The organism is Roseomonas nitratireducens, assembly GCF_017813355.1.
GTDB classification, from domain to species: Bacteria; Pseudomonadota; Alphaproteobacteria; order Acetobacterales; family Acetobacteraceae; genus Neoroseomonas; species Neoroseomonas nitratireducens.
The window spans coordinates 203033-223098 of the sequence record NZ_JAGIYZ010000001.1 but is presented as its reverse complement, the minus strand read 5'-3'; the positions used below and the strand labels follow the sequence as shown (position 1 = coordinate 223098).

The window sequence follows — 20066 nt, the reverse complement described above, 5'->3', positions numbered from 1 at the left end:
TCCGCCCATGACCGAGACCCTCCCCGACCTTCTCCTCATCGGCTGCGGCAAGATGGGCGGCGCCATGCTGTCCGGCTGGCTGGAACGCGGCCTGACGCGCGCCGTGGTGGTGGAACCGCACGCCCCGGCGGCGGCCGCCTTCGCCGGGCGGGCGACCATCGTCGCCGACGCCGCCGGCATCCCGGCGGATTTCCGCCCCGCGGCCGTCATCCTCGCGATCAAGCCGCAGGAGGCGCCGGCGAGCCTGCCGGCCTTCGCGCGCTTCGCCGCGCAGGGCGCGCTGTTCGTCTCGATCATGGCCGGCCGCTCGGTCGCCTCGATGCGCGCCGCACTTGGGCAGGACGCGGCGGTGGTGCGCGCCATGCCCAACACGCCGGCCGCGGTGCGCCAGGGCTTCACCGCCGCCTTCGCCGCGCCCGGCGTCACCCCGGCCCAGAAGGCGCTGGCCGACGCGCTGCTGCAGGCGGTGGGCGAAGTGGCCTGGGTGGATGAGGAAGACCAGATCAACCCCGTCACCGCCGTGTCCGGCGGCGGCCCGGCCTATGTCTTCCTGCTTGCCGAGGTGCTGGAGAAGGCGGCGATCGAGCAGGGCCTGCCGGCCGACCTCGCCCGGCGCATGGCGCGCGCGACCGTCGCCGGATCCGGCGCGCTGCTCGCCGCCAGCCCGCAGGATGCGGCCGACCTCCGCCGCGCGGTCACCAGCCCCAAGGGCACGACGGAACGGGCGCTGGGCGTGCTGATGGCGCCCGAGGCATGGCCGGAGCTGATGTCGAAGGCGATCGCCGCGGCGACGGATCGCGCCCGCGAACTGGCGGGCTGACCCGCTCCTCCCATATTGTCGTCCCATGAGCGCGACGAACGATACGGACCTGGTGGCGGCCCTCTGGCGCGTGATCGCGGATCACGGCTGGCCCGGCCTGACGATGGGGCGGCTTGCCGCCGAATCCGGCGCGAGCCTGGCCGAGCTGCGGGACCGCTTCCCCAGCCGGCTCGACGCGCTGATCCTGCACGGCAAGCTGGTGGACCGGCTGGTGCTGGAAGGCACCGTCCCCGGCCAGGGCGGCGCGGCGCGCGACCGGCTGTTCGACGTGCTGATGCGCCGCTTCGACGCGATGCAGCCGCACCGCGCCGGCATCCTGCGCTTCATGAAGGACATGCGCCGGGACCCGAGCTTGGCCGCGCTGCTCGGCCCGCAACTGTCGCTGTCCATGCGCTGGATGCTGGATGCGGCGGAGATCGGCGGCGATGGCTGCCGGCGCCGCGCGCTGGCCGCCGGGCTGGTAGGCGTGTGGCTGATGGCCGCGCGCAGCTGGGCCGAGGACGAGTCGGAGGATCTGGGCACCACCATGGCCGCGCTCGACCGCGCGCTGGACCGGGCGGAGCAGCTGGCGCGGACGCTGCGGCTGATGCCGCCCGAGGAGGACGCCGCCCCGCCCGAGCCCGGCGCCCCGGACGAGGACGCCTGATCCGGAACCTTCCCCCAGGGGAAGGAAAGCCCCTTCGCGCAAGCGTCGCGTGCAGGATGCGGGTTTTGCGCCTATGCTGCACCGCCAAACAGAAGGGGTGCAGGCTATGGTGCAGCGGTCCGGCTTCAAGCCCGATATGGACATGATGAAGATGTTCTCGGAGTTCCGCATGCCCACCATGCCGGCCATGCCCGGCATGCCGGACATGGAGGCGCTGGCCGCCGCCCAGCGCCGCAACCTCGAGGCGCTGTCGGCCGCCAACCGCGTAGCGCTTGAAGGCGCCCAGGCCGTCGCCCGCCGGCACATGGAGATCCTGCAGCAATCCGTCAGCGAGATGACGGAGGCGATGCGCGCCTTCGCCGGCGCCGAGGCGCCGCAGGACAAGGCCGCCAAGCAGGCCGAGATGGCCAAGGCGACCTACGAGAAGGCGGTCGCCAACCTCCAGGAGATCGCCGAACTCATCCAGAAGTCGAACAGCGAGGCGCTCGGCGTGCTGAACAAGCGCTTCACCGAGGCGATGGAGGAAGTGAAGGGGCTGATGGCCAAGGCGGGCGGCTGACGCCCGCTCAGCGGCTCGGCACCGGACCCGAGCCGCGGCCGACCATGCGGCCCGAGGAATCGTAGCGGCGCCATTCGTCGCCGCTGCGTTCGATCCGCCCGGTGCCGCGGCCCGAGGAATCGTACATCCGCGCGGTGTTGCCCGACCATTCGGTCCGCCCGACCGAACGGCCCGAGGAATCGTAGTGGCGGATCGTGTCGCCCGATTGCTGGCTGCGGCCCTGCCCGCGCCCCGACGAATCGTAGTAGCGCGTGGTGCCGCCCTGCGTTTCCGACCGGCCGACGGACCGGCCCGAGGAATCGTAGTACCGCATGGTGTCCGTGCCTTCCGTGCGGCCCACCTGGCGGCCCGAGGCATCGTAGGTCTTCCCGGTCTGCGCCGCGGCGGGCAGGGCCAGCGCGGCGAGCATCAGGGCAAGGGCGATGGGACGCATGGCGGATCCTCCTGGCGCAGGATGCTCCGTGAAACCTGCGGCGAGGTTAAGGCCGCCTGATTTACACGCGCCCGTCACATTGCTACCAACCGCGCGCCCTCGCCCCCCGCCCACCGTCGCCTCGCGGCGCCCGGAGCCCCCCGGCCATGAAGATCGTCGCCTGCAACAGCAACCGCCCGCTGGCCGAGGCGGTCGCCGCCGCCTGCGGGATCCCGCTGACCAACGCTTCCGTCCGCCGCTTCGCCGACCTCGAGGTCTTCGTCGAGATCCACGAGAATGTCCGCGGCGAGGACGTGTTCGTGGTGCAGTCCACCTCCTACCCCGCCAACGACAACCTGATGGAGCTGCTGATCACGCTCGATGCGCTCAAGCGCGGATCGGCGCGGCGCATCACGGCGGTGATCCCGTATTTCGGCTACGCCCGGCAGGACCGGAAGTCCGGCCCGCGCACGCCGATCAGCGCGAAGCTGGTCGCGAACCTGATCACCACGGCCGGCGCGGACCGCGTGCTGACGATGGACCTGCACGCCGTGCAGATCCAGGGCTTCTTCGACATCCCGGTCGACAACCTGTTCGCCGCGCCGCTGTTCTCCCGCGACATCCAGGAACGCTACGAGGGGCGGGAGCTGATGATCGTCTCCCCCGACGTGGGCGGCGTGGTGCGCGCGCGCGCCATCGCGGCGCGGCTCGGCGTCGATCTCGCCATCATCGACAAGCGGCGCCCGCGCGCCGGCGTGTCGGAAGTGATGAACGTGATCGGCGAGGTCGAGGGCCGGCACTGCCTGCTGGTGGACGACATCGTCGATTCCGGCGGCACGCTGTGCAACGCGGCCGAGGCGCTGCTGAAGAACGGCGCCAAGTCCGCCGGCGTCTATGTCACGCACGGCGTCTTCTCGGGCGGCGCGGTCGCGCGCATCGGCGCCGCACCCATCGAGATGATGACGGTGACGGACAGCATCCAGGCGACCGAGGCGGTGCGCGTGTCCCGCAACATCCGCCAGCTGACCATCGCGCCGCTGCTCGCCGAGGCGATGAAGCGGATCAGCGAGGAAAGCTCGGTGAGCTCGCTCTTTAATTGACCTCAGTCGCCGGCGCCCGCATCCGCGGGCTTGGCTTTCGCGCCGTGCGCTGACGCACCCGGCGGGGCTGACGGTCTGGGCGCGGTCGCGCTTCGCGCTCGCGGATCGAGGCATCGGCCTCGATCCGTTTTTTTGTGGCTCAGGCGCCGGCGCGGCCATCCGGCGGCTTGGCTTTCGCGCCGTGGACTGGTGCGCCCGGCACGTCTGACGGTCTGGGCGCGGTCGCGCATTCGCGCTCGCGGATCGAGGCATCGGCCTCGATCCATTTCTTGTGCCCCAGGCGCCGGCGTGGCCATCCGGCGGCTTGGCTTTCGCGCCGTGGACTGGTGCGCCCGGCACGTCTGACGGTCTGGGCGCGGTCGCGCTTCGCGCTCGCGGATCGAGGCATCGGCCTCGATCCGCTTCTTGCCCCAGGCGCCGGTGCTGACGGATCTCGGCCTCGCGTGATCCGACAGCGACATGTCCCGCGCACGGCCTCGCCATGGCAGGATGCGGCGATGGATGCCGCCGACGACATCATCGGCCTCTACACCCGCCACGGGCCGGCCTGGGCGCGGGATCGGGGCGATGCGGTCACCTTCGAGGCCGCTTGGCTCGCGCGCTTCCTCGCCCTGCTGCCGCCGGCGGGGCGCGTGCTCGACATCGGCTGCGGGTCGGGCGCGCCGATCGCGGCGGCCATCGCCGCGGCGGGGCATCGCGTCACGGGGCTCGACGCCTCGCCCACGCTGCTCGCCCTCGCCCGCGCGCGGCTGCCGCAGGCCGAGTGGATCGAGGCCGACATGCGCGCCATGGCGCTGCACCGCCGCTTCGACGGGCTGGTCGCCTGGGACAGCTTCTTCCACCTCGACCACGCAGCGCAGCGCGGCATGTTCCCGCGCTTCGCCACACATGCCGCGCCCGGCGCGCCGCTGCTCTTCACCTCCGGGCCGCGCCACGGCGTCGCGATGGGGACCTATGCGGGGGAACCGCTGTTCCATGCGAGCCTCGACGCCGAGGAGTACCGCGCCCTGCTCGCCGCGCAGGGCTTCGCCGTGCTCGACCACCGGCCGGAAGACCCGGCCACGGGCGGGCGGACCGTCTGGCTCGCCCGCCGCGCCTGAGCCCGCTTGCCAAGCCGGCGCCCGCGCCCGATTCTCCGCCCACGCCGCCCGCGCGCGGCATTCCGGAAGGATGACGCTCCAGATGAAGCTCTATTATTCGCCGGGCGCCTGCTCGGTCGGCATCCATGTGCTGCTCGAGGAAATCGGTGCGCCCTATGAGGCAGTGCTCGTCAACCTGCGGGAAGGCGCGCAGTTCAAGCCCGAATTCGCCGGGCTGAACCCGAAGTCCAAGGTGCCGACGCTGGAACGCGACGACGGCACGGTGCTGACGGAATATCCCGCCATCGCCTTCTGGCTCGCCGCCCGCTTCCCGACCGCGGGGCTGATGCCCTCCGGCACCGATGCGCAGGCCCGCGCGATCGAGGCGACGGACTACTGCGTCGCGACCATGCACATGCAGGGCTTCTCCCGCATGTTCCGCCCCGCCAACTTCGCGCCGTCGGAAGCCGACCACGAGGCGGTGAAGGCGCGCGGGGAGGAGATCTTCGCCAAGGGCCTCGGCCTGATGGACAAGGCGCTGGCGGGCAAGGACTGGCTCGCGGGCACCTATTCCTTCGCCGACAGCGCGCTCTTCTACGTGTCGTTCTGGTGGAACGCGCGGCTGAAGAAGGACCTGCCCGGCAACGTCGCGGCGCATTTCGCGCGCATGAACGCGCGCCCGGCCGTGCAGCGCACGCTGAAGGCGGAGGGGCTTTCGTGATGAAGCTGTTCTATTCCCCGGGCGCCTGCTCCGTCGGCATCCACGTCATCCTCGAGGAACTGGGCAAGCCCTACGAGCTCGGGCTCGTCGCGCTGAAGGACGGCGCGCAGCACAAGCCCGACTACATGGCGATCAACCCGAAGTCGAAGGTGCCGGCGCTGCTGCGCGACGACGGCTCGCTGCTGACGGAATTCCCCGTCATCGCCATGTGGCTCGCGAAGTCCAACCCGGACGCGAAGCTCGCGCCCACCGACCTGGAAGGGGAGACGCGCTGCGCCGAGATGCTCGACTATGTCTGCGGCACCATCCACCCGCAGGGCTTCACGCGCCAGTTCCGCACCGCGAACTTCACCCCGCGGGAGGAAGATTTCCCGAAGGTTGTCGAGCAGGGCAAGGCGCTCGCCGCGAAGTATTTCGACGTGCTGGAGAAGACCTGGGCCGGCGACACCTGGGTGCTGCCCTCGGGCTACTCGGTCGCGGACGCGGCGCTGTTCTTCGTCGAATACTGGGCGACGCGGCGGTCGGGCATGACGCTGCCGCCGCGGCTCGACGCGCATCTGAAGGCGATGCTGGCGCGGCCGGCCGTGCAGCGGGCGCTGGCGCAGGAAGGCCTGCCGGCATGAGCGAGGCGCCCTTCGCCATCATCGGCCCGCCAGGCCCCGGCGAAGGGCGCCCCTTCAGCCGCGCGACGCGCGCCGGTGGCCTTGTGTTCGTCTCGGGCCATTCGGCACCGCACGACCCGGCCCGCGGCATCCATCGCGGTGCGACGGCGGCCGAGCAGACGCGCCAGGCGCTGGCGATGGTCGACGGCATCCTGCGCGAAGCGGGCTCCTCGCTCGACCGCGCGATGCAGCTGACCATGCTCATCACCGACCCGGCGGACTACGCCGAATGCAACGCCGAATACGTGAAGCATTTCCCGAACGGCCTGCCGGCGCGCCACACCGCGCGCTTCGGCGTGCCGACCGAGGCGAAGGTCGCCTTCGCCGCCATCGCGCTCGCCGGAGATACGCCGTGACACTCCATTCTGCGGATCGTTGCCGATCCGCGCCCCGGACGCCGGCGCTTCGCTTGGCTCGCCGCACAAGCGGCGGCGGCCATTCGGCCGCTCGGCCGGCTTTGCCGGTCGCAGGTCATGCTTCATGGGATCCATCATGACACCGACGCTGAACCGCATCCCCTTCTGGTTCCTCCGCCACGGCGAGACGGACTGGAACGCGCAGGGGCTGAGCCAGGGCCGCACCGACATCCCGCTGAACGCCATCGGCGTGATGCAGGCCGCGCGCGCGGCGGAAGCGATGAAGGGCCGCGGCATCGCGACCATCGTCGCCTCCCCGCTCGACCGCGCCTTCCGCACCGCCGAGACGGTCGCCGCCGCGCTCGCCCTGCCCGTCTCGCTGGACGAGGACCTGCAGGAAGTCGCCTTCGGCGAGCAGGAAGGCCTGCCCATGGGCGACTGGTACGACGACTGGATCGCCGGCACCTACACGCCCGCGGGGGGCGAGGCCTTCGCCGAGCTCGTCGCGCGCGGCGTCGCCGCGGTGAACCGCGCGACCGCCCTGCCCGGCCCGGTGCTGGTGGTCGCCCACGGCGCGCTGTTCCGCGCCCTGCGCCTGGCGCTCGGCCACGAGCCGAACGTGCGCACGCCGAACGCGCTGCCCATCCTCTGCACGCCGCCCGCGAAGGGCAGCGCCTGGGATGTCAGCCCGGTGGCGCTGCCGCCGCTGCCGGCGTGACGACGAAGCGGCGATAGATCGCCCCCAGCGCGATCAGCGCCAGCCCGAGGCCGAGGAAGGACAGCACGCGCCACAGCCCGACCAGCGCGTCCATGTCCACGATGAAGACCTTCAGCGTGGTCAGCGCCACCACGCCAAGCGCGGCGAGGCGGATCTCCTTCCGCCCCGCCCGGATGCCGATGGCGAGCAGCAGCGCGCCGAGCAGCAGCCAGGCGCCGGAATAGGCGTACATCTCCGCCTCCCCGATCGGCGCCCAGGCGATCTTCTCTGGATGGAAGGCGCGCCGCACCTCGAGCGTCGCCCAGGCGAAGGCCGAGACGAGCGCATAGCCGGACAGCAGCGTGGCAAGACCCGGCGGCGTGCGCGCTTCCGGCGCGCGCGCCACCGCCAGTGCCACCAGCAGCGCCGGCAGCGCATAGGCCGGCACCAGCGCGGTCAGCAGCGGCAGGCCGGGAATGTCCTCCCCCGCCGTCCAGGGATTCTGCAGCAGCAGGATCAGCCCGACGGCGAGGCCCGCCATCCCCGCCGCCCTCGCGCTCCAGATCATCGCCACGCGCCCGCCGCGCCGATGCGCGACCAGCAGCGCCCAGGCGCCGGCGAACAGCGCCGTGCATTGCCAGGCGGCCTCGGCGAAGTCCCAGCGGCCCGCGGCCAGCGCCGCGCCCTGCACGGCGTGGCGGATCTCCAGCAGCACGAGCAGCATCGCGAACAGCGCCGCGCCGCATTCCAGCACCCGCACCGCGATGCCGTCCCGCATGCGCAGGAATTCCCGCCCCGCCCAGGCGAAGCAGAAGGCCGGCACGCCATAGGCCAGCAGCAGCCCGTTCAGCAGCGGCCAGTCGCCCCAGTCGTAGCCGAGCACGAAGCCGTTGAGCGCAAGCCGCACCAGCACGAAGCCCGCCACCGCCACGGCGACGCGCCGCAGCGGGTCGAGCGCCGTGCGCCGCGCGATCATCGCGAGCGGCGGCAGGAAAAGTGCTACGGCCAGCGTCAGCCACTGCTCCCGCAGCACCATCGCCACGCCGAGCGCGAGTGCCGCCGTCGCACCCGCCGCATGCATCCCGGCCCGCGCCTGCGATCCGTCCCGCATCCCGCGTGCCGCGGCACCCACATGCACCGCGGCGACGGCGCAGGCGGCCAGCGCCCAGGCGGGGTCGGCCGCGAATCCGCGCACCCGGGCATAGGCTGCCAGCAGCACCAGCACCGGCACGAAGGCGGCCGTGCCCGCCCAGGCGAGCGGCCCGCGCGCTTCCATCGCCAGCCCCGCCAGCAGGTGCAGCGCGCCCAGCAGCAGCGCCACCACCAGGAAGGGCCAGAGGGCGGAGGGCACCCAGGCGCCGGGGATCACGCCCTGCACCACGCCCTCGATCGTCACGCGCTCCCCGCCCGGGGCGAAGGGCGGCACCAGCCAGGCCAGCAGCAGCAGGATGCCGAGCCCCGCGCCGATCCAGGGCAGCCGCGCCAGCGCCGCATCCCGCATGCCCGCCAGCACCGCGACCAGCGCGAGCCCCAGGATGCCCGCCGCCGGCGCCAGCCCTTCCACCGTGAGCGCCAGCGGCAGCAGCGCCAGGCCCAGCAGCGCCGGCGGCAGATGCGCGAGCCTGCGGCCGAGCGGCGCGGCGAAGGCATCCCGCGGCAGCAGGAACAGGAAGCAGGCGGCGGCCAGCGGCACGAAGATCGCGGGCGCCCATTCCTCGTTCAGCTCGGCGACCACGCCGCCGACCAGCACCCACAGCGCGCCCGCCGCCGTCGCCGACCAGCCGAGCCAGCCCCAGGCCGTCGCGCGCACCACCAGCATCGCCGCCGCGGTCACCACCAGCAGATAGGCGAACAGCCCGACCAGCGAGGGATCGTCCGTCGTCACCAGCGCCGGCGTGGCGAAGGCGCCGACCAGCCCCACCACGGCGACCAGCGGCCCGCGCCGGAGCGAGAGCAGCATCCCGAACACGCCCGCCGCCGCCATCGCCGCGAAACCCACCACCGGCGGCAGCAGCGCGTACATGGCGGTGGCGGCATAGGCCGCGCCGAACAGCGTCGCCACGCCGCCCGCCGCCAGCGCCGGCGGCCCGTAATCCGGCAGCGGCCCGGGGGCGGACCGCCGCGCCAGCCATTCCCCCGCGACGATCAGCGCCGCGCCGAGCAGCGCGCCGAGCCCGCAGCGCGCGGCCGGGCCGAGCCAGCCTTCCTCCACCGCGAAGCGCACCAGGAAGACGCCGGCCAGCAGCAGGGCGCCGGCGCCGAGCCAGACACCCCAGCGCTGGGTGATGAGTTCCTCGAGGCTCGGGCCCGTCCGTTCCCCGGCCGGCCGCGCCCAGGGCGGCGGCGGGGCCGGGGCCTCCGCGGCCGGTTCGGCGGCGGGGCCGGCCTCGGTCGGCGGGGCGAAGGGCTCGGCGGCGGCGGGCTGGGGTTCGGCGTAGGGTCCGGGGGCATAGGCCTCCGGCGGGGCGGCATGGGGCTGGGGCGCGGCCTCGGGCGGGCGGAAGCCGGCGGCGATCAGCGCGCCGGCCATGCCGCCGACCTCGGCGCGCAGCGCCGCGACCTCCGCCTGCAGGCGCTCGGCCTCCCGCCGCGCGCCCCCGGCGCGGAAATACCCGGCGATGCCGAAGACCCAGCCGGCCAGGAACAGCAGGACGATGAGAACGATTTCTGTCATCACCCCGCACGCTCGGCTTCCGGTCCCGCCCGCGTCAAGGCGCCCGCGCTTGCGCCTGTGAAGCCTTTCGCATAGAAGCCCAGCCGCGCCGGCACCCCTGGAGGCCGGCGCTTGTCGTTCCGGCAGCCCCGCGGGGCCCCGTTCGGCAGGCAACACCCGCAAGGAGCACAACGACCATGGTCCAGACCATTCGGATCGAGGCCGAGGCGCGCGAGCAGGCAGGTAAGGGGGCAGCCCGCGCAACCCGGCGTCAGGGGCTTGTCCCCGCTGTCATCTACGGCGCGAAGCAGGAGGCGACGCTGCTCGCCCTCGACCCGCGCGTCGTGATGAAGGAACTGCACAAGGGCGGCTGGCAGTCGCACCTGTACGAGGTCGCGGTGAAGGGCGGCGCCGCCGAGCGCTGCCTGATGCGCGAGGTGCAGTTCCACCCCGTCACCGACCGCCCCATCCACGTGGACTTCCAGCGCCTGGCCCCGGGCGCGCGGATCCGCGTGAAGGTGCCCGTCGCCTTCCTGAACGAGGACACCTCCCCGGGCCTCAAGGCCGGCGGCGTGCTGAACGTCGTCCGCCGCGAGATCGAGGTGATGGCGGACCCGGAGAACGTGCCGGAAGCCTTCCAGGTCGACCTGGGCGAGGCGGCGATCGGCGCCTCCCTCCGCTGGTCCGCCGTGAAGGACCAGTTCGGCGCGAAGCCGGTGATCCAGGGCCGCGACTTCATGGTGGCCTCGGTCGCCGCGCCGACCGTCGTCGAGGAAGCGGCCCCGGCCGCGGCCGCGCCGGTCGAGGCGACCAAGCAGAAGGCGCCGGCCGGCGGTGCCGCCGCCGCGCCCGCGAAGAAGAAGAAGTAAGGTCGGGGGAGGCGAACCTCCCCCGAACCCCCTCCCTTCTTTGGTCACAAGGAAGGTTGAGGGGGGCGCGGGGGGAGAAGTTCCCTTCTCCCCCCGGTCACCATGCCCGCGCGCGACGACACGCCCCTTCTCTGGGTCGGCCTCGGCAATCCGGGGTCGGAGCATGCGCGCCAGCGGCACAATATCGGCTTCATGGCGCTCGACGAGATCGCGCGCCGGCACCGCTTCTCCCCCTGGCGCAAGCGCTTCAAGGGGGAGGCCAGCGAGGGCACGATCGGCGGCCGCAAGGTCTGGGCGCTCAAGCCCCTCACCTACATGAACGCGAGCGGCGATTCCGTGCAGCAGGCCGCGTCCTTCCTCAAGATCCCCGTGGAGGCCATCACCGCCTTCCACGACGAATTGGACCTCGCCCCGGGCAAGGTGCGGGTGAAGAAGGGAGGCGGCGTCGCCGGCCACAACGGCCTGCGCGACATGCGCCGCGCCTTCGCCAGCGCCGAGTTCTGGCGCGTGCGCCTGGGCATCGGCCATCCGGGGCACAAGGATGCGGTGACGGGCCATGTGCTGGGCAACTTCGCCAAGCAGGACCAGGCCTGGCTCGCGCGGCTGCTCGACGCGGTGGCCGATTGCGCGCCGATGCTGGCCGAGGGCAAGGCCGAGGACTTCATGACGCGCGTCGCGCTGCTGACGCAGGAGGCGTGATGGAAGACGAGCACGGCATGGACGGCGCCTTCACCGGCCCCGGCCCGCAGGACATCGCGAACGGCACCGCCATCCTCGCATCCGCCCTGGTGCGGGAAGCGCAGGCGCTGGCCAGCGCGGCGGAAGGTCTGCGCGGGACGCTCGACCTGTTCGTCATCGACGGCAATTCCCCGGAAGCCGAGGACCGGCGGATCATGCGCGAAGGCACGCGGGAAGCGGCGGCACTCGCCGGCGCGCTGCTGGTCGCCGCGCGGCACCTGCTGCGCAGCACGGGCGACCCGGTGCGCGCGGCGCATGAGACGCTGGGCCGGCTGCCGCGCGGCACGCTTTCGGCCGGGGAACTGGTGGGGCATCTGCGCGCCGCGGCGCTGGCGCCGGTGACCGATGACGGCGCGGCGCGGATCGCGGCGGCGATGATCGCCGAGACCTTCGCCGAGGAAATCACCGCCGCATGGGAGAAGGCCATGGCCCTCCCCGCCGGCAAGGGGAACTGAGATGGGATTCAATTGCGGCATCGTCGGCCTGCCCAATGTCGGCAAGTCCACGCTCTTCAACGCGCTGACGCAGACCGCCGCGGCGCAGGCGGCGAACTACCCCTTCTGCACCATCGAGCCGAATGTCGGCCGCGTCGCGGTGCCGGACCGGCGGCTCGACGACCTCGCGCGCATCGGCAAAAGCCAGAAGATCGTGCCCACCAGCCTGGAATTCGTGGACATCGCCGGCCTCGTGCGCGGCGCGTCCAAGGGCGAGGGCCTGGGCAACCAGTTCCTGGCGAACATCCGGGAGGTGGACGCGATCGTCCATGTCCTGCGCTGCTTCGAGGATGGCGACATCACCCATGTCGAGGGCAGCATCGACCCGATCCGCGATGCCGAGACGGTCGAGACGGAGCTGATGCTCGCCGACCTCGACAGCCTGGAGAAGCGCGCCGTCGGCCTCGCCAAGCGCGCGCGCGGCGGGGACAAGGAAGCCACCGCGCAGATGGCGCTGATCGAACCGATCAAGGCCGCGCTGGAAGCCGGGCGCCCGGCGCGCACCGCCGTGCCGAAGGGGGAGGAAGCGGCCGCCGCGCGGCTGCAGCTGATGACGACCAAGCCCGTGCTTTACGTGGCGAATGTCGAGGAATCCTCCGCCGCCACCGGCAATTCGCAATCCGCCCGGGTGTTCGAGAAGGCCAAGGCCGAAGGCGCGCAGGCCGTGGTCGTCTCCGCGGCGATCGAGGCCGAGATCAGCCAGATGCCCGAGGCCGACCGGGCGGAATTCCTCGCCTCGCTCGGGCTGGAGGATAGCGGGCTCGACCGCATCATCCGCGCCGGCTACGCGCTTCTCGGCCTGGTCACCTACTTCACGGTGGGGCCGAAGGAAGCGCGCGCCTGGACGATCCTGAAGGGGATGAAGGCCCCGCAGGCCGCCGGCGTGATCCATGGCGACTTCGAGCGCGGCTTCATCGCGGCCGAGACCATCGCCTTCGACGACTACGTCGCCCTGAACGGCGAACAGGGGGCGAAGGAAGCGGGCAAGATGCGGGTGGAAGGCAAGGAGTACGTCGTGAAGGACGGCGACGTGCTGCTGTTCCGCTTCAACGTGTGAGACGGGGGGAGAAGGGAACTTCTCCCCCCTGCCCCCCTCAACCTTCTTTGTCTTTGGGGACCTGACCTCCGGGGTCAGTCCCCAACAGACAGAAAAGGGAGGGGGCTCGGGGGAGGTTCCCCTCCCCCGACCTTCTTCACCGCCCCGGCAGCGTCGTTCGTGCCGTACCGGTCACGGGCTCCGGCGGCGGCAGGGCCGTGCCGCGCGGCCCAAGCCCATCGCGTTCCCGCGCCGGATCACCGCAGGCCGCGAGCATCAGGGCGAGCAGCAGGACGGGCAGCGCGGAGCGGAGGGCGGCGGTCATCCACGCGGCTTAGCACGCGCCGCGCCCCGCGCTAAACCGCCCCCGCGCAGGCCCGGAGAGACCACCCATGCCCGACCCCATCACCCCCATGATCGGCTTCATCGGCGGATCGGGCGTCTATGACCTGGACGGGCTCGAGGACCGCGCCTGGGTCAAGGTCCGCACCCCCTGGGGCGATCCGTCGGACGAGATCCTGACCGGCACGCTCTCCGGCGTGCGCGTCGCCTTCCTGCCGCGGCACGGGCGCGGGCACCCGACGCCGCCCTCGGCGCTCAACTACCGCGCCAACATCGACGCCATGAAGCGGATCGGCTGCACGGAGCTGATCTCGCTCTCGGCCGTGGGCTCGCTGAAGGAAGACCTGCCGCCGGGCCATTTCGTCATCGTCGACCAGTTCATCGACCGCACCTTCGCGCGGGAGAAGTCGTTCTTCGGCACGGGCTGCGTCGCGCATGTCTCGGTCGCGCACCCGACCTGCCCGCGCCTGTCCGACGCGCTGGAAGCGGCGGCGCGGCAGATCGCCATCCCCTTCACCCGCGGCGGCACGTATCTCGTCATGGAAGGCCCGCAGTTCAGCACGCGCGCCGAAAGCCTGCTCTACCGCCAATGGGGCTGCGACGTGATCGGCATGACGAACATGCCGGAGGCGAAACTGGCCCGCGAGGCGGAGCTTTGCTACGCGAGCATGGCCATGGTCACCGATTTCGACTGCTGGCACCCCGACCATGACCATGTGACGGTCGAGCAGGTGGTGAAGGTGCTGTTCTCCAACGCCGACAAGGCGCGCGCGCTGGTCAGGGCGGTGGTGCCCGCGCTCGGCGCGCCGCGCGGCCCCTGCCCGGCCGGCTGCGACCGCGCGCTGGACCATGCGCTGATCACGGCCCCGGACCGGCGCGACCCGGACCTGCTGGCGAAGCTGGACGTGGTGGCGGGGCGCGTCCTCAACCCCGCCTGAGGCGCGTTTACCGGGCGCCAACCGGGCCCGGGGCAGTCTATCGCCAATGCCCCGCCCCGACCTCGCCGCCACCGCCGCCGCGCTCGACCTGCTGCCGCGGGAGGTCGTGACCGGCACCGTGACCGGCCTCGGCGGCCTGGCCGTGACGCTGGAAGGCTTCGGCCCGCTCGCCGCCATCGGCGACCGGGTGCGGCTGGAACCGCCCGGCCGGACGCCGGTGCTGGCCGAGATCGCCGCCTTCCGCGACGGGCGGGCGGAAGCCATCGCCATGGGCCCGCTCGCCGGGCTGACCGACGGGGCGCGCGCGGTACTGGCGCCGCGGCCGGCGCTCGCCGTCTCCGAGGCCTGGCTCGGCCGGGTGCTGGACCCGATGGGGGCGCCGATGGACGGCCTGCCCCCGCCCGCCCCCGGCGCCCAGCCGCGCGCCACCCATTCCCCCGCCCCGCCGGCAGGGCAGCGTGCGCGGCTCGGCCCGCGCATGGCGCTCGGCGTGCGGGCGCTCGATCTTTTCACCCCGGTGCGCCAGGGGCAGCGGCTGGGCCTGTTTGCCGCCTCGGGCGTCGGCAAGTCCACGCTGATGGCGATGCTCGCCGGCGGCGTCGAGGCCGACGTGATCGTCTTCGCCCTGGTCGGCGAGCGCGGGCGCGAATTGCGAGAATTCCTCGAGGACGATCTCGGCCCGGAACGCCTGGCGAAATCCGTCGTCATCTGCGCGACCTCCGACACCGCCGCGCCGGTGCGGCGCGAAGCCGCCTATGCCGCCATGACCGTCGCCGAGCATTTCCGCGACCAGGGCAAGCAGGTGCTGCTGCTGATGGACAGCGTGACGCGCTTCGCCCTCGCGCTGCGGGAAATCGGCCTCGCGGTGCGGGAGCCGCCGGCGACGCGCGGCTATCCGCCCTCGGTCTTCACCGAACTGCCCCGCCTGCTGGAACGCGCCGGCCCCGGGGAGGAAGGCTGCGGCGGCGCGATCACCGCGCTGTTCACCGTGCTGGTGGAAGGCGACGACCATGACGAGCCGGTGGCCGACGCGGTGCGCGGCATCCTGGACGGGCATGTGGTGCTGGACCGCCGCATCGCCGAAGCCGGGCGCTACCCGCCGGTCGATGTGCTGCGCTCGCTCTCGCGCACCGCGCCGGGGGTGCTGGACCCGGCGGAGCGGCCGCTGGTGGGCGCCGCGCGGCGCATCCTGTCCACCTGGGGTGAGGTGCGGGACCTGGTGCGCCTCGGCGCCTATCGTACCGGGCATGATCCCGTGGCGGACGAGGCGGTGCGCCTCGCCCCCGCGGTGGAGCAGGTGCTGATGCAGCCCAAGGGCGAGGCGAGCGACCCGTCGGAAGCCTTCGCGATGCTGGGCGCGGCACTCACCGAAGGCGGCTAGACCCCTGTCATTTGGTCAAAGGCGTTTTCCGGGTCGCCGAGCGATTCCGCTCGGCCTGAAAGCGCTTCAGTCCGCGCGGATGTTGCCCACCCGGATCACCTCCCGCCAGCGCGCCAGTTCCTCCCGGATCAGCGCAGTGTAGCCGTCGGCGCCGAGCGTGCCGGGACGCACGCCGATGGTCGCGAAACGCTCCTTCACCACGTCGGAGGCGAGCGCGGCCGCGATCTCCCGCTGCCAGCGCTCCGCGATCTCGGGCGGGATGCCGGCGGGCGCCGAGATGCCGAACCAGTTGGTCGAGATCGCGGCCGGGAAGCCCGCTTCCGCGAAGGTCGGCACGTCCGGCAGGGCGGGGGCGCGCTCGCGCTCGCTGACCGCGAGGGGGCGCATGCGGCCGGCGCGGATGTTGCCCATCGCCGTCGGCAGGCTTTCCATCAGCGCGGGGATCTGCCCGCCCATCACGTCGGTCATGGCGGGTGCCGAGCCGCGATAGGGCACATGCGTGATCTCGACGCCGGCCGAGCGCGCGAGCAGCTGCCCGACCAGGTGGTTCATCGTGCCGTTGCCGCCCGATCCGTAGGTGATCTCCCCCGGCCGCGCGCGCGCGAGTGCCACGAGCTCCGCGACGGTCTGCGCCGGGACGGCAGGGTTCACGACAAGCACGGACGGGAAGGTGCCGACCAGGTGCAGATGCGTGAAGTCAGCGAGCGGATCGTAGGGCACGTTGGCGTAGAGCACCGGCCCGATGCCGTGCGAGGCGGCGGAGGAGATCATCACCATGTGCGCATCGCCGCGCGCCTTGGCGACGATGTCCGCGCCGAGCATCCCGCCCGCGCCGGGCCGGTTCTCCACCACGATGGGCTGGCCGAGCCTGGTGCCGAACCATTCCGCGAGCGTGCGGGAGAGGATGTCGGCCGCGCCCGCGGGCGGGAAGTTGACGATCCAGCGGATCGGCCGCGCCGGCCAGGATTGCGCAAGCGACAGGCGCGGCGTGGCGAGAAGCGCGGCGGTGGCGAGCAGCGCGCGGCGCGCGAAGGGGCCGGTCATGGCGTTCTCCCTTGCAGGGCTTGGATGATGGCACGAAGGATGCAAAGCCTGCGCCATCGAAGATGAGATGACGGGAGCGAGACGGATGGATTTCGACCTGATCCTGCGCGAGGTGCGCCTGCCGGATGCGAAGCCGGGCGCGCCCGCCGTCGACATCGGCGTGACGGGCGGGCGCATCGCCGCCATCGCCCCCGCGCTGCCGGGCGCGGCGCGGGAGGAAGCGCGCGGCGAAGGGCGGCTCGTCTGCGCCGGCTTCGTCGAGACGCATATCCATCTCGACAAATCCTGCATCCTCGCCCGCTGCGCCTGCGAGGCGCAGCGCCATCCGCACCGGGCGATGGAGCGCGTCTCCGACGTGAAGCACACCTTCACCGTGGAGGACGTGACCGCGCGCGCCGCCGGCACGCTGGAGAACTGCATCAGGCACGGTGCCACGCGCATGCGCACCCATGTCGAGGTCGACCCAAAGGTCGGGCTGCGCGGGCTCGAGGGCGTGAAGGCGCTCATCGAACGCTACAGCTGGGCGATCGACCTCGAGATCTGCGTCATGCCGCAGGAAGGGCTGACCAACAATCCGGGCACGGATGAGCTGATGGTCGCGGCGCTGAAGAACGGCGCGACGGTGGTCGGCGCAGCGCCGAACTACGACAGCGACCGCGCCGCGCAGATCCGCCGGGTGTTCGAGATGGCGCGCGAATTCGACGTCGACATCGACATGCACCTGGACAGCGGCATCACGGCCGACGACCTCGACACGCTGCTGGTCTGCGAGCTGACCGAGCAGTACGGCTGGGGCGGGCGCGTCGCGGTCGGGCATGTCACGAAGCTCGCCGCAGCGGATCCGGCGCGGCTGCAGCACGCCGCGAAGCGCATGGCCGATGCGGGCGTGGCGCTGACGGTGCTGACCGCGACCGACCTGTATCTGGGCGGGCGGCACATGGACCGCGACGTGCCGCGCAACGTGGTGGACGCGAATGCGCTGGCCGAGCGAGGGGTGCTGTGTTCCGTCGCCTCCAACAACATCCTCAACCCCTTCACCCCCTTCGGCGACGGGCAGCTGCTGCGCCAGGCGAACATGCAGGCGATCGTCACGCATCGCGGATCGGATGCGGAGGTGCGCGCGATCTTCGACATGACGACGCAGGACGCGGCGCGGCTGATGCGCCTCCCCGACTACGGCGTGGCGGTCGGCAACCCGGCCGACCTGGTGGTGCTGGATGCGGAGACGCCGGAGATGGCGCTGCGCACCGTCGCGCCGGTGCTGGTGGCCTTCAAGCGCGGGCGGCGGACGGTGACGCGGGACAGGGCGCGGCTGCACGCGCCCTGAGGCGCGCCCTCAGGCGCGCTCAGACCACCTTCTCGCCCGCTTCCATCCAGCGCCAGTACAGCTCCCGCGCCTGGGTCGCGAAGCGGCCGATCTGCATGTCGCGCCCGTTGTAGCGCGTGCAGGGCTGCACCTTGGCGTAGTTGCCGGTGGAGAAGATCTCGTCCGCCGTCTCGAGCTCGGCGGGCTTCACCGTGCGCTCCTCCACCACCACGCCGTTCTCGCGGAACAGCGACAGCACGCGCTGGCGCGTGATGCCGTTGAGGAAGGTGTGGTTGATCGCCGGCGTCACCAGCCTGCCATCCTTGGCAAACCACAGATTGGCCGAGGCGAATTCGGCCACATGCCCCATCGCGTCGCACATCACCGCATTGTCGGCACCCTGCGTCGCGGCGAAGGCGGAAGCCCGCGCGCCGTTCGGATAGAGGCAGGCGGCCTTGGCGTCGGTCGGCGCCATTTCCGGCGTCGGGCGGCGGAAGGGCGCCATCACGGCGGAGAAGCCGGCCCATTTCGGCAGCGGGCTGTCGTAGATCGCCAGGATGAAGTCGGTGCTGTCCGGATCCGGCCGCGCCGCGCCCAGGCCCTTGCGGATGAAGAACATCGGCCGGACATACAGTTCCGCGTCGGGACCCATGCGGCGGATGCCCTCGCGGCACAGCGACGCGATCTCCTCCGGCGTCTTGGTGGGCTTCATCAGCATCGCGCGGGCGGATGCGACGGCGCGCGCCGCGTGGCGGTCGAGGTCCGGCGCGAAGCCGCGGACCGCGCGCGCCCCGTCGAAGATCACCGAGCCGAGCCAGAAGGCATGGTCCATCGGGCCCACCACCTTCGGTTCCTCGGTGGTCCAGGTGCCATCGTAATGGTAGACGCCGGCCATCTTTTCCCTCCGCAACCGTCGCGCGATGGTGTGCCATGGAGCCGCGGGAGCGAGAACCCCCGGCGCGGGAGGATCAGGCCATGCGGCAGCACATGGACGGGCGGGAGACGCGCGAGCCCGCGGCGCGGGCGGCCGAGATCGCCACGCTGCTGCCCGCCGTGGTCGCCGCCGCGATGCGCGCCCCGGCGCAGGCCGCGCGGCTCGCCGGCATCGATCCCGCCACGGTCACCGACCGCGCCGCGCTCGCGCGCCTGCCCGTGCTGCGCAAGGCGGACCTGCCCGCGCTGCAGAAGGCGGCACCGCCCTTCGGCGGATTGTCGGCCACGGCCCCGGGCGGCTTCGCGCGGCTCTTCACATCCCCGGGCCCGATCCTGGAAGGGGAAGCGCGCGGCGCCGATCCCTGGCACATGGCGCGCGCCTTCTTCGCCGCGGGCTTCCGCGCGGGGGACGTCGCGCTCAACACCTTCTCCTACCACCTGACGCCGGGCGGCTGGATCATGGAAGGCGGGCTGCAGGCGCTGGGCTGCGCGGTGATCCCCGCCGGGCCCGGCAACACGGAAGCGCAGCTCGACCTGATCGAGGCCTATCGCCCCGTCGCCTATGTCGGCACGCCGGATTTCCTCAAGATTTTGCTCGACGCGGCGCAGGCGGCCGGGCGCGACGCGTCCTCGATCCGCCGCGCGCTGGTCTCCGGCGCCGCCTTCCCGCCTTCGCTCCAGGCAGAGATCGCCGCGCGCGGCGTCGATGCCTACCAGATGTACGGCACCGCCGATCTCGGCTGCGTCGCCTACGAGACCGAGGCGCGCGAAGGCCTGGTGGTGGCTGAGGAAGCGATCGTCGAGATCGTCCGCCCCGGCACCGGCGACCCGCTGCCCGATGGCGAGGTCGGGGAGGTGGTGGTGACGCTGCTGGATGAACGCCATCCGGTGCTGCGCCTCGCGCTCGGCGACCTGTCCGCGATCATGCCGGGCGGTTCGCCCTGCGGGCGTACCAATGCGCGCATCCTGGGCTGGCGCGGCCGCGCCGACCAGACGGCGAAGGTGAAGGGCATGTTCGTGCGGCCCGAACAGGTGGCGGAGATCGCGCGCCGCCATCCGGGGCTGGGGCGCCTGCGCCTGGTCGTCACCCGCGCGGGCGAGCAGGATGCGATGACGCTGCGCGCGGAAGGCGCCGCGGCGGAAGGGCTCGCCGATGCGATCGCCGCGACGCTCGCTTCGGTCACCCGCCTGCGCGGCGCCGTGGAGATCGTTCCGCCCGGCACGCTGCCGAATGACGGCAAGGTCATAGCGGACGAGCGTCCCGTGGGCTGACGCGCCGG

Annotated in this window: 22 protein-coding genes; 17 read left to right on the top strand and 5 right to left on the bottom strand. The window is 72.5% G+C overall.

Annotation, left to right across the window (positions count from 1 at the left end):
• The first annotated feature begins 7 nt into the window (after nucleotides 1–7).
• The 3 genes from proC to J5Y09_RS00975 all read left to right on the top strand — a co-directional run bounded on the left by proC (nucleotide 8) and on the right by J5Y09_RS00975 (nucleotide 2025).
• On the top strand, nucleotides 8–820 hold the full coding sequence (proC, locus tag J5Y09_RS00985) for a pyrroline-5-carboxylate reductase (RefSeq protein WP_209349844.1): 813 nt from the start codon (nucleotides 8–10) through the stop codon (nucleotides 818–820).
• A 25-nt stretch (nucleotides 821–845) separates the two neighbouring features.
• Nucleotides 846–1466, top strand: coding sequence for a TetR family transcriptional regulator (locus tag J5Y09_RS00980; RefSeq protein ID WP_209349843.1), 621 nt, complete (start codon nucleotides 846–848; stop codon nucleotides 1464–1466).
• 142 nt (nucleotides 1467–1608) lie between these two features.
• Complete coding sequence (locus tag J5Y09_RS00975; protein ID WP_245216721.1) at nucleotides 1609–2025, top strand: phasin family protein; 417 nt, start codon at nucleotides 1609–1611, stop codon at nucleotides 2023–2025.
• 7 nt (nucleotides 2026–2032) lie between these two features.
• On the opposite strand, the gene J5Y09_RS00970 is transcribed toward J5Y09_RS00975, so the two are convergent.
• A complete protein-coding gene (locus J5Y09_RS00970; protein ID WP_209349842.1) occupies nucleotides 2033–2458 on the bottom strand; it encodes a type IV secretion protein Rhs in 426 nt (141 codons plus the stop codon).
• Between the two features lie 146 nt (nucleotides 2459–2604).
• On the opposite strand from J5Y09_RS00970, the gene J5Y09_RS00965 reads away from it, so the two are divergent.
• The 6 genes from J5Y09_RS00965 to J5Y09_RS00940 all read left to right on the top strand — a co-directional run bounded on the left by J5Y09_RS00965 (nucleotide 2605) and on the right by J5Y09_RS00940 (nucleotide 7073).
• Nucleotides 2605–3537 carry a ribose-phosphate pyrophosphokinase gene (locus J5Y09_RS00965; RefSeq protein WP_209349841.1) on the top strand — a complete coding sequence of 311 codons (933 nt, stop codon included), beginning with the start codon at nucleotides 2605–2607 and terminating at the stop codon, nucleotides 3535–3537.
• Between the two features lie 497 nt (nucleotides 3538–4034).
• Nucleotides 4035–4637: a class I SAM-dependent methyltransferase gene (locus tag J5Y09_RS00960; RefSeq protein WP_209349840.1), complete on the top strand. Its 603-nt coding sequence runs from the start codon at nucleotides 4035–4037 to the stop codon at nucleotides 4635–4637.
• A gap of 82 nt (nucleotides 4638–4719) precedes the next feature.
• Nucleotides 4720–5337 carry a glutathione S-transferase family protein gene (locus J5Y09_RS00955; protein WP_209349839.1) on the top strand — a complete coding sequence of 206 codons (618 nt, stop codon included), beginning with the start codon at nucleotides 4720–4722 and terminating at the stop codon, nucleotides 5335–5337.
• The gene (locus tag J5Y09_RS00950) at nucleotides 5337–5960 is read left to right on the top strand and encodes a glutathione S-transferase family protein (RefSeq protein ID WP_209350134.1); all 624 of its coding nucleotides are present in this window, start codon (nucleotides 5337–5339) and stop codon (nucleotides 5958–5960) included. The genes J5Y09_RS00955 and J5Y09_RS00950 overlap by 1 nt, the downstream gene beginning before the upstream one ends.
• Nucleotides 5957–6355, top strand: coding sequence for a RidA family protein (locus J5Y09_RS00945; RefSeq protein ID WP_209349838.1), 399 nt, complete (start codon nucleotides 5957–5959; stop codon nucleotides 6353–6355). Before J5Y09_RS00950 ends, J5Y09_RS00945 begins: the two co-directional genes overlap by 4 nt.
• A 136-nt stretch (nucleotides 6356–6491) precedes the next feature.
• Complete coding sequence (locus tag J5Y09_RS00940; RefSeq protein ID WP_209349837.1) at nucleotides 6492–7073, top strand: histidine phosphatase family protein; 582 nt, start codon at nucleotides 6492–6494, stop codon at nucleotides 7071–7073.
• Here the strand turns inward: J5Y09_RS00940 and J5Y09_RS00935 are convergent.
• Complete coding sequence (locus J5Y09_RS00935) at nucleotides 7039–9726, bottom strand: DUF2339 domain-containing protein (protein WP_209349836.1); 2688 nt, start codon at nucleotides 9724–9726, stop codon at nucleotides 7039–7041. The two genes, J5Y09_RS00940 and J5Y09_RS00935, sit on opposite strands and share 35 nt — an antisense overlap.
• A gap of 176 nt (nucleotides 9727–9902) precedes the next feature.
• On the opposite strand from J5Y09_RS00935, the gene J5Y09_RS00930 reads away from it, so the two are divergent.
• From J5Y09_RS00930 to ychF, 4 genes are all read left to right on the top strand, one after another.
• Nucleotides 9903–10574, top strand: a complete 672-nt coding sequence (locus J5Y09_RS00930; protein ID WP_209349835.1) for a 50S ribosomal protein L25/general stress protein Ctc — start codon at nucleotides 9903–9905, stop codon at nucleotides 10572–10574.
• Between the two features lie 102 nt (nucleotides 10575–10676).
• A complete protein-coding gene (gene pth / locus J5Y09_RS00925; protein ID WP_209349834.1) occupies nucleotides 10677–11273 on the top strand; it encodes an aminoacyl-tRNA hydrolase in 597 nt (198 codons plus the stop codon).
• Nucleotides 11273–11767: a hypothetical protein gene (locus tag J5Y09_RS00920; protein WP_209349833.1), complete on the top strand. Its 495-nt coding sequence runs from the start codon at nucleotides 11273–11275 to the stop codon at nucleotides 11765–11767. Before pth ends, J5Y09_RS00920 begins: the two co-directional genes overlap by 1 nt.
• Before the next feature lies 1 nt (nucleotide 11768).
• Nucleotides 11769–12863: a redox-regulated ATPase YchF gene (gene ychF / locus J5Y09_RS00915; protein WP_209349832.1), complete on the top strand. Its 1095-nt coding sequence runs from the start codon at nucleotides 11769–11771 to the stop codon at nucleotides 12861–12863.
• Nucleotides 12864–12999: 136 nt separating this feature from the next.
• Here ychF and J5Y09_RS00910 read toward each other — a convergent pair whose 3' ends face one another.
• Nucleotides 13000–13167 carry a hypothetical protein gene (locus J5Y09_RS00910; RefSeq protein WP_209349831.1) on the bottom strand — a complete coding sequence of 56 codons (168 nt, stop codon included), beginning with the start codon at nucleotides 13165–13167 and terminating at the stop codon, nucleotides 13000–13002.
• Between the two features lie 67 nt (nucleotides 13168–13234).
• Between J5Y09_RS00910 and J5Y09_RS00905 the strand changes: the two genes are divergently transcribed.
• Complete coding sequence (locus J5Y09_RS00905) at nucleotides 13235–14122, top strand: S-methyl-5'-thioadenosine phosphorylase (RefSeq protein WP_209349830.1); 888 nt, start codon at nucleotides 13235–13237, stop codon at nucleotides 14120–14122.
• Nucleotides 14123–14168: 46 nt separating this feature from the next.
• Nucleotides 14169–15503, top strand: a complete 1335-nt coding sequence (locus J5Y09_RS00900) for a FliI/YscN family ATPase (protein ID WP_209349829.1) — start codon at nucleotides 14169–14171, stop codon at nucleotides 15501–15503.
• 66 nt (nucleotides 15504–15569) lie between these two features.
• Here J5Y09_RS00900 and J5Y09_RS00895 read toward each other — a convergent pair whose 3' ends face one another.
• Complete coding sequence (locus J5Y09_RS00895; protein WP_209349828.1) at nucleotides 15570–16547, bottom strand: Bug family tripartite tricarboxylate transporter substrate binding protein; 978 nt, start codon at nucleotides 16545–16547, stop codon at nucleotides 15570–15572.
• An 85-nt stretch (nucleotides 16548–16632) separates the two neighbouring features.
• Here J5Y09_RS00895 and J5Y09_RS00890 point away from each other — a divergent pair, with 85 nt between their 5' ends.
• Entirely contained in the window at nucleotides 16633–17874 is a 1242-nt protein-coding gene (locus J5Y09_RS00890; RefSeq protein WP_209349827.1) for an amidohydrolase family protein, read from the top strand.
• Nucleotides 17875–17893: 19 nt separating this feature from the next.
• Here J5Y09_RS00890 and J5Y09_RS00885 read toward each other — a convergent pair whose 3' ends face one another.
• Nucleotides 17894–18748 carry a branched-chain amino acid aminotransferase gene (locus J5Y09_RS00885; RefSeq protein WP_209349826.1) on the bottom strand — a complete coding sequence of 285 codons (855 nt, stop codon included), beginning with the start codon at nucleotides 18746–18748 and terminating at the stop codon, nucleotides 17894–17896.
• Between the two features lie 80 nt (nucleotides 18749–18828).
• On the opposite strand from J5Y09_RS00885, the gene J5Y09_RS00880 reads away from it, so the two are divergent.
• Nucleotides 18829–20058, top strand: a complete 1230-nt coding sequence (locus J5Y09_RS00880) for a phenylacetate--CoA ligase family protein (RefSeq protein WP_209349825.1) — start codon at nucleotides 18829–18831, stop codon at nucleotides 20056–20058.
• Nucleotides 20059–20066 lie beyond the last annotated feature (8 nt).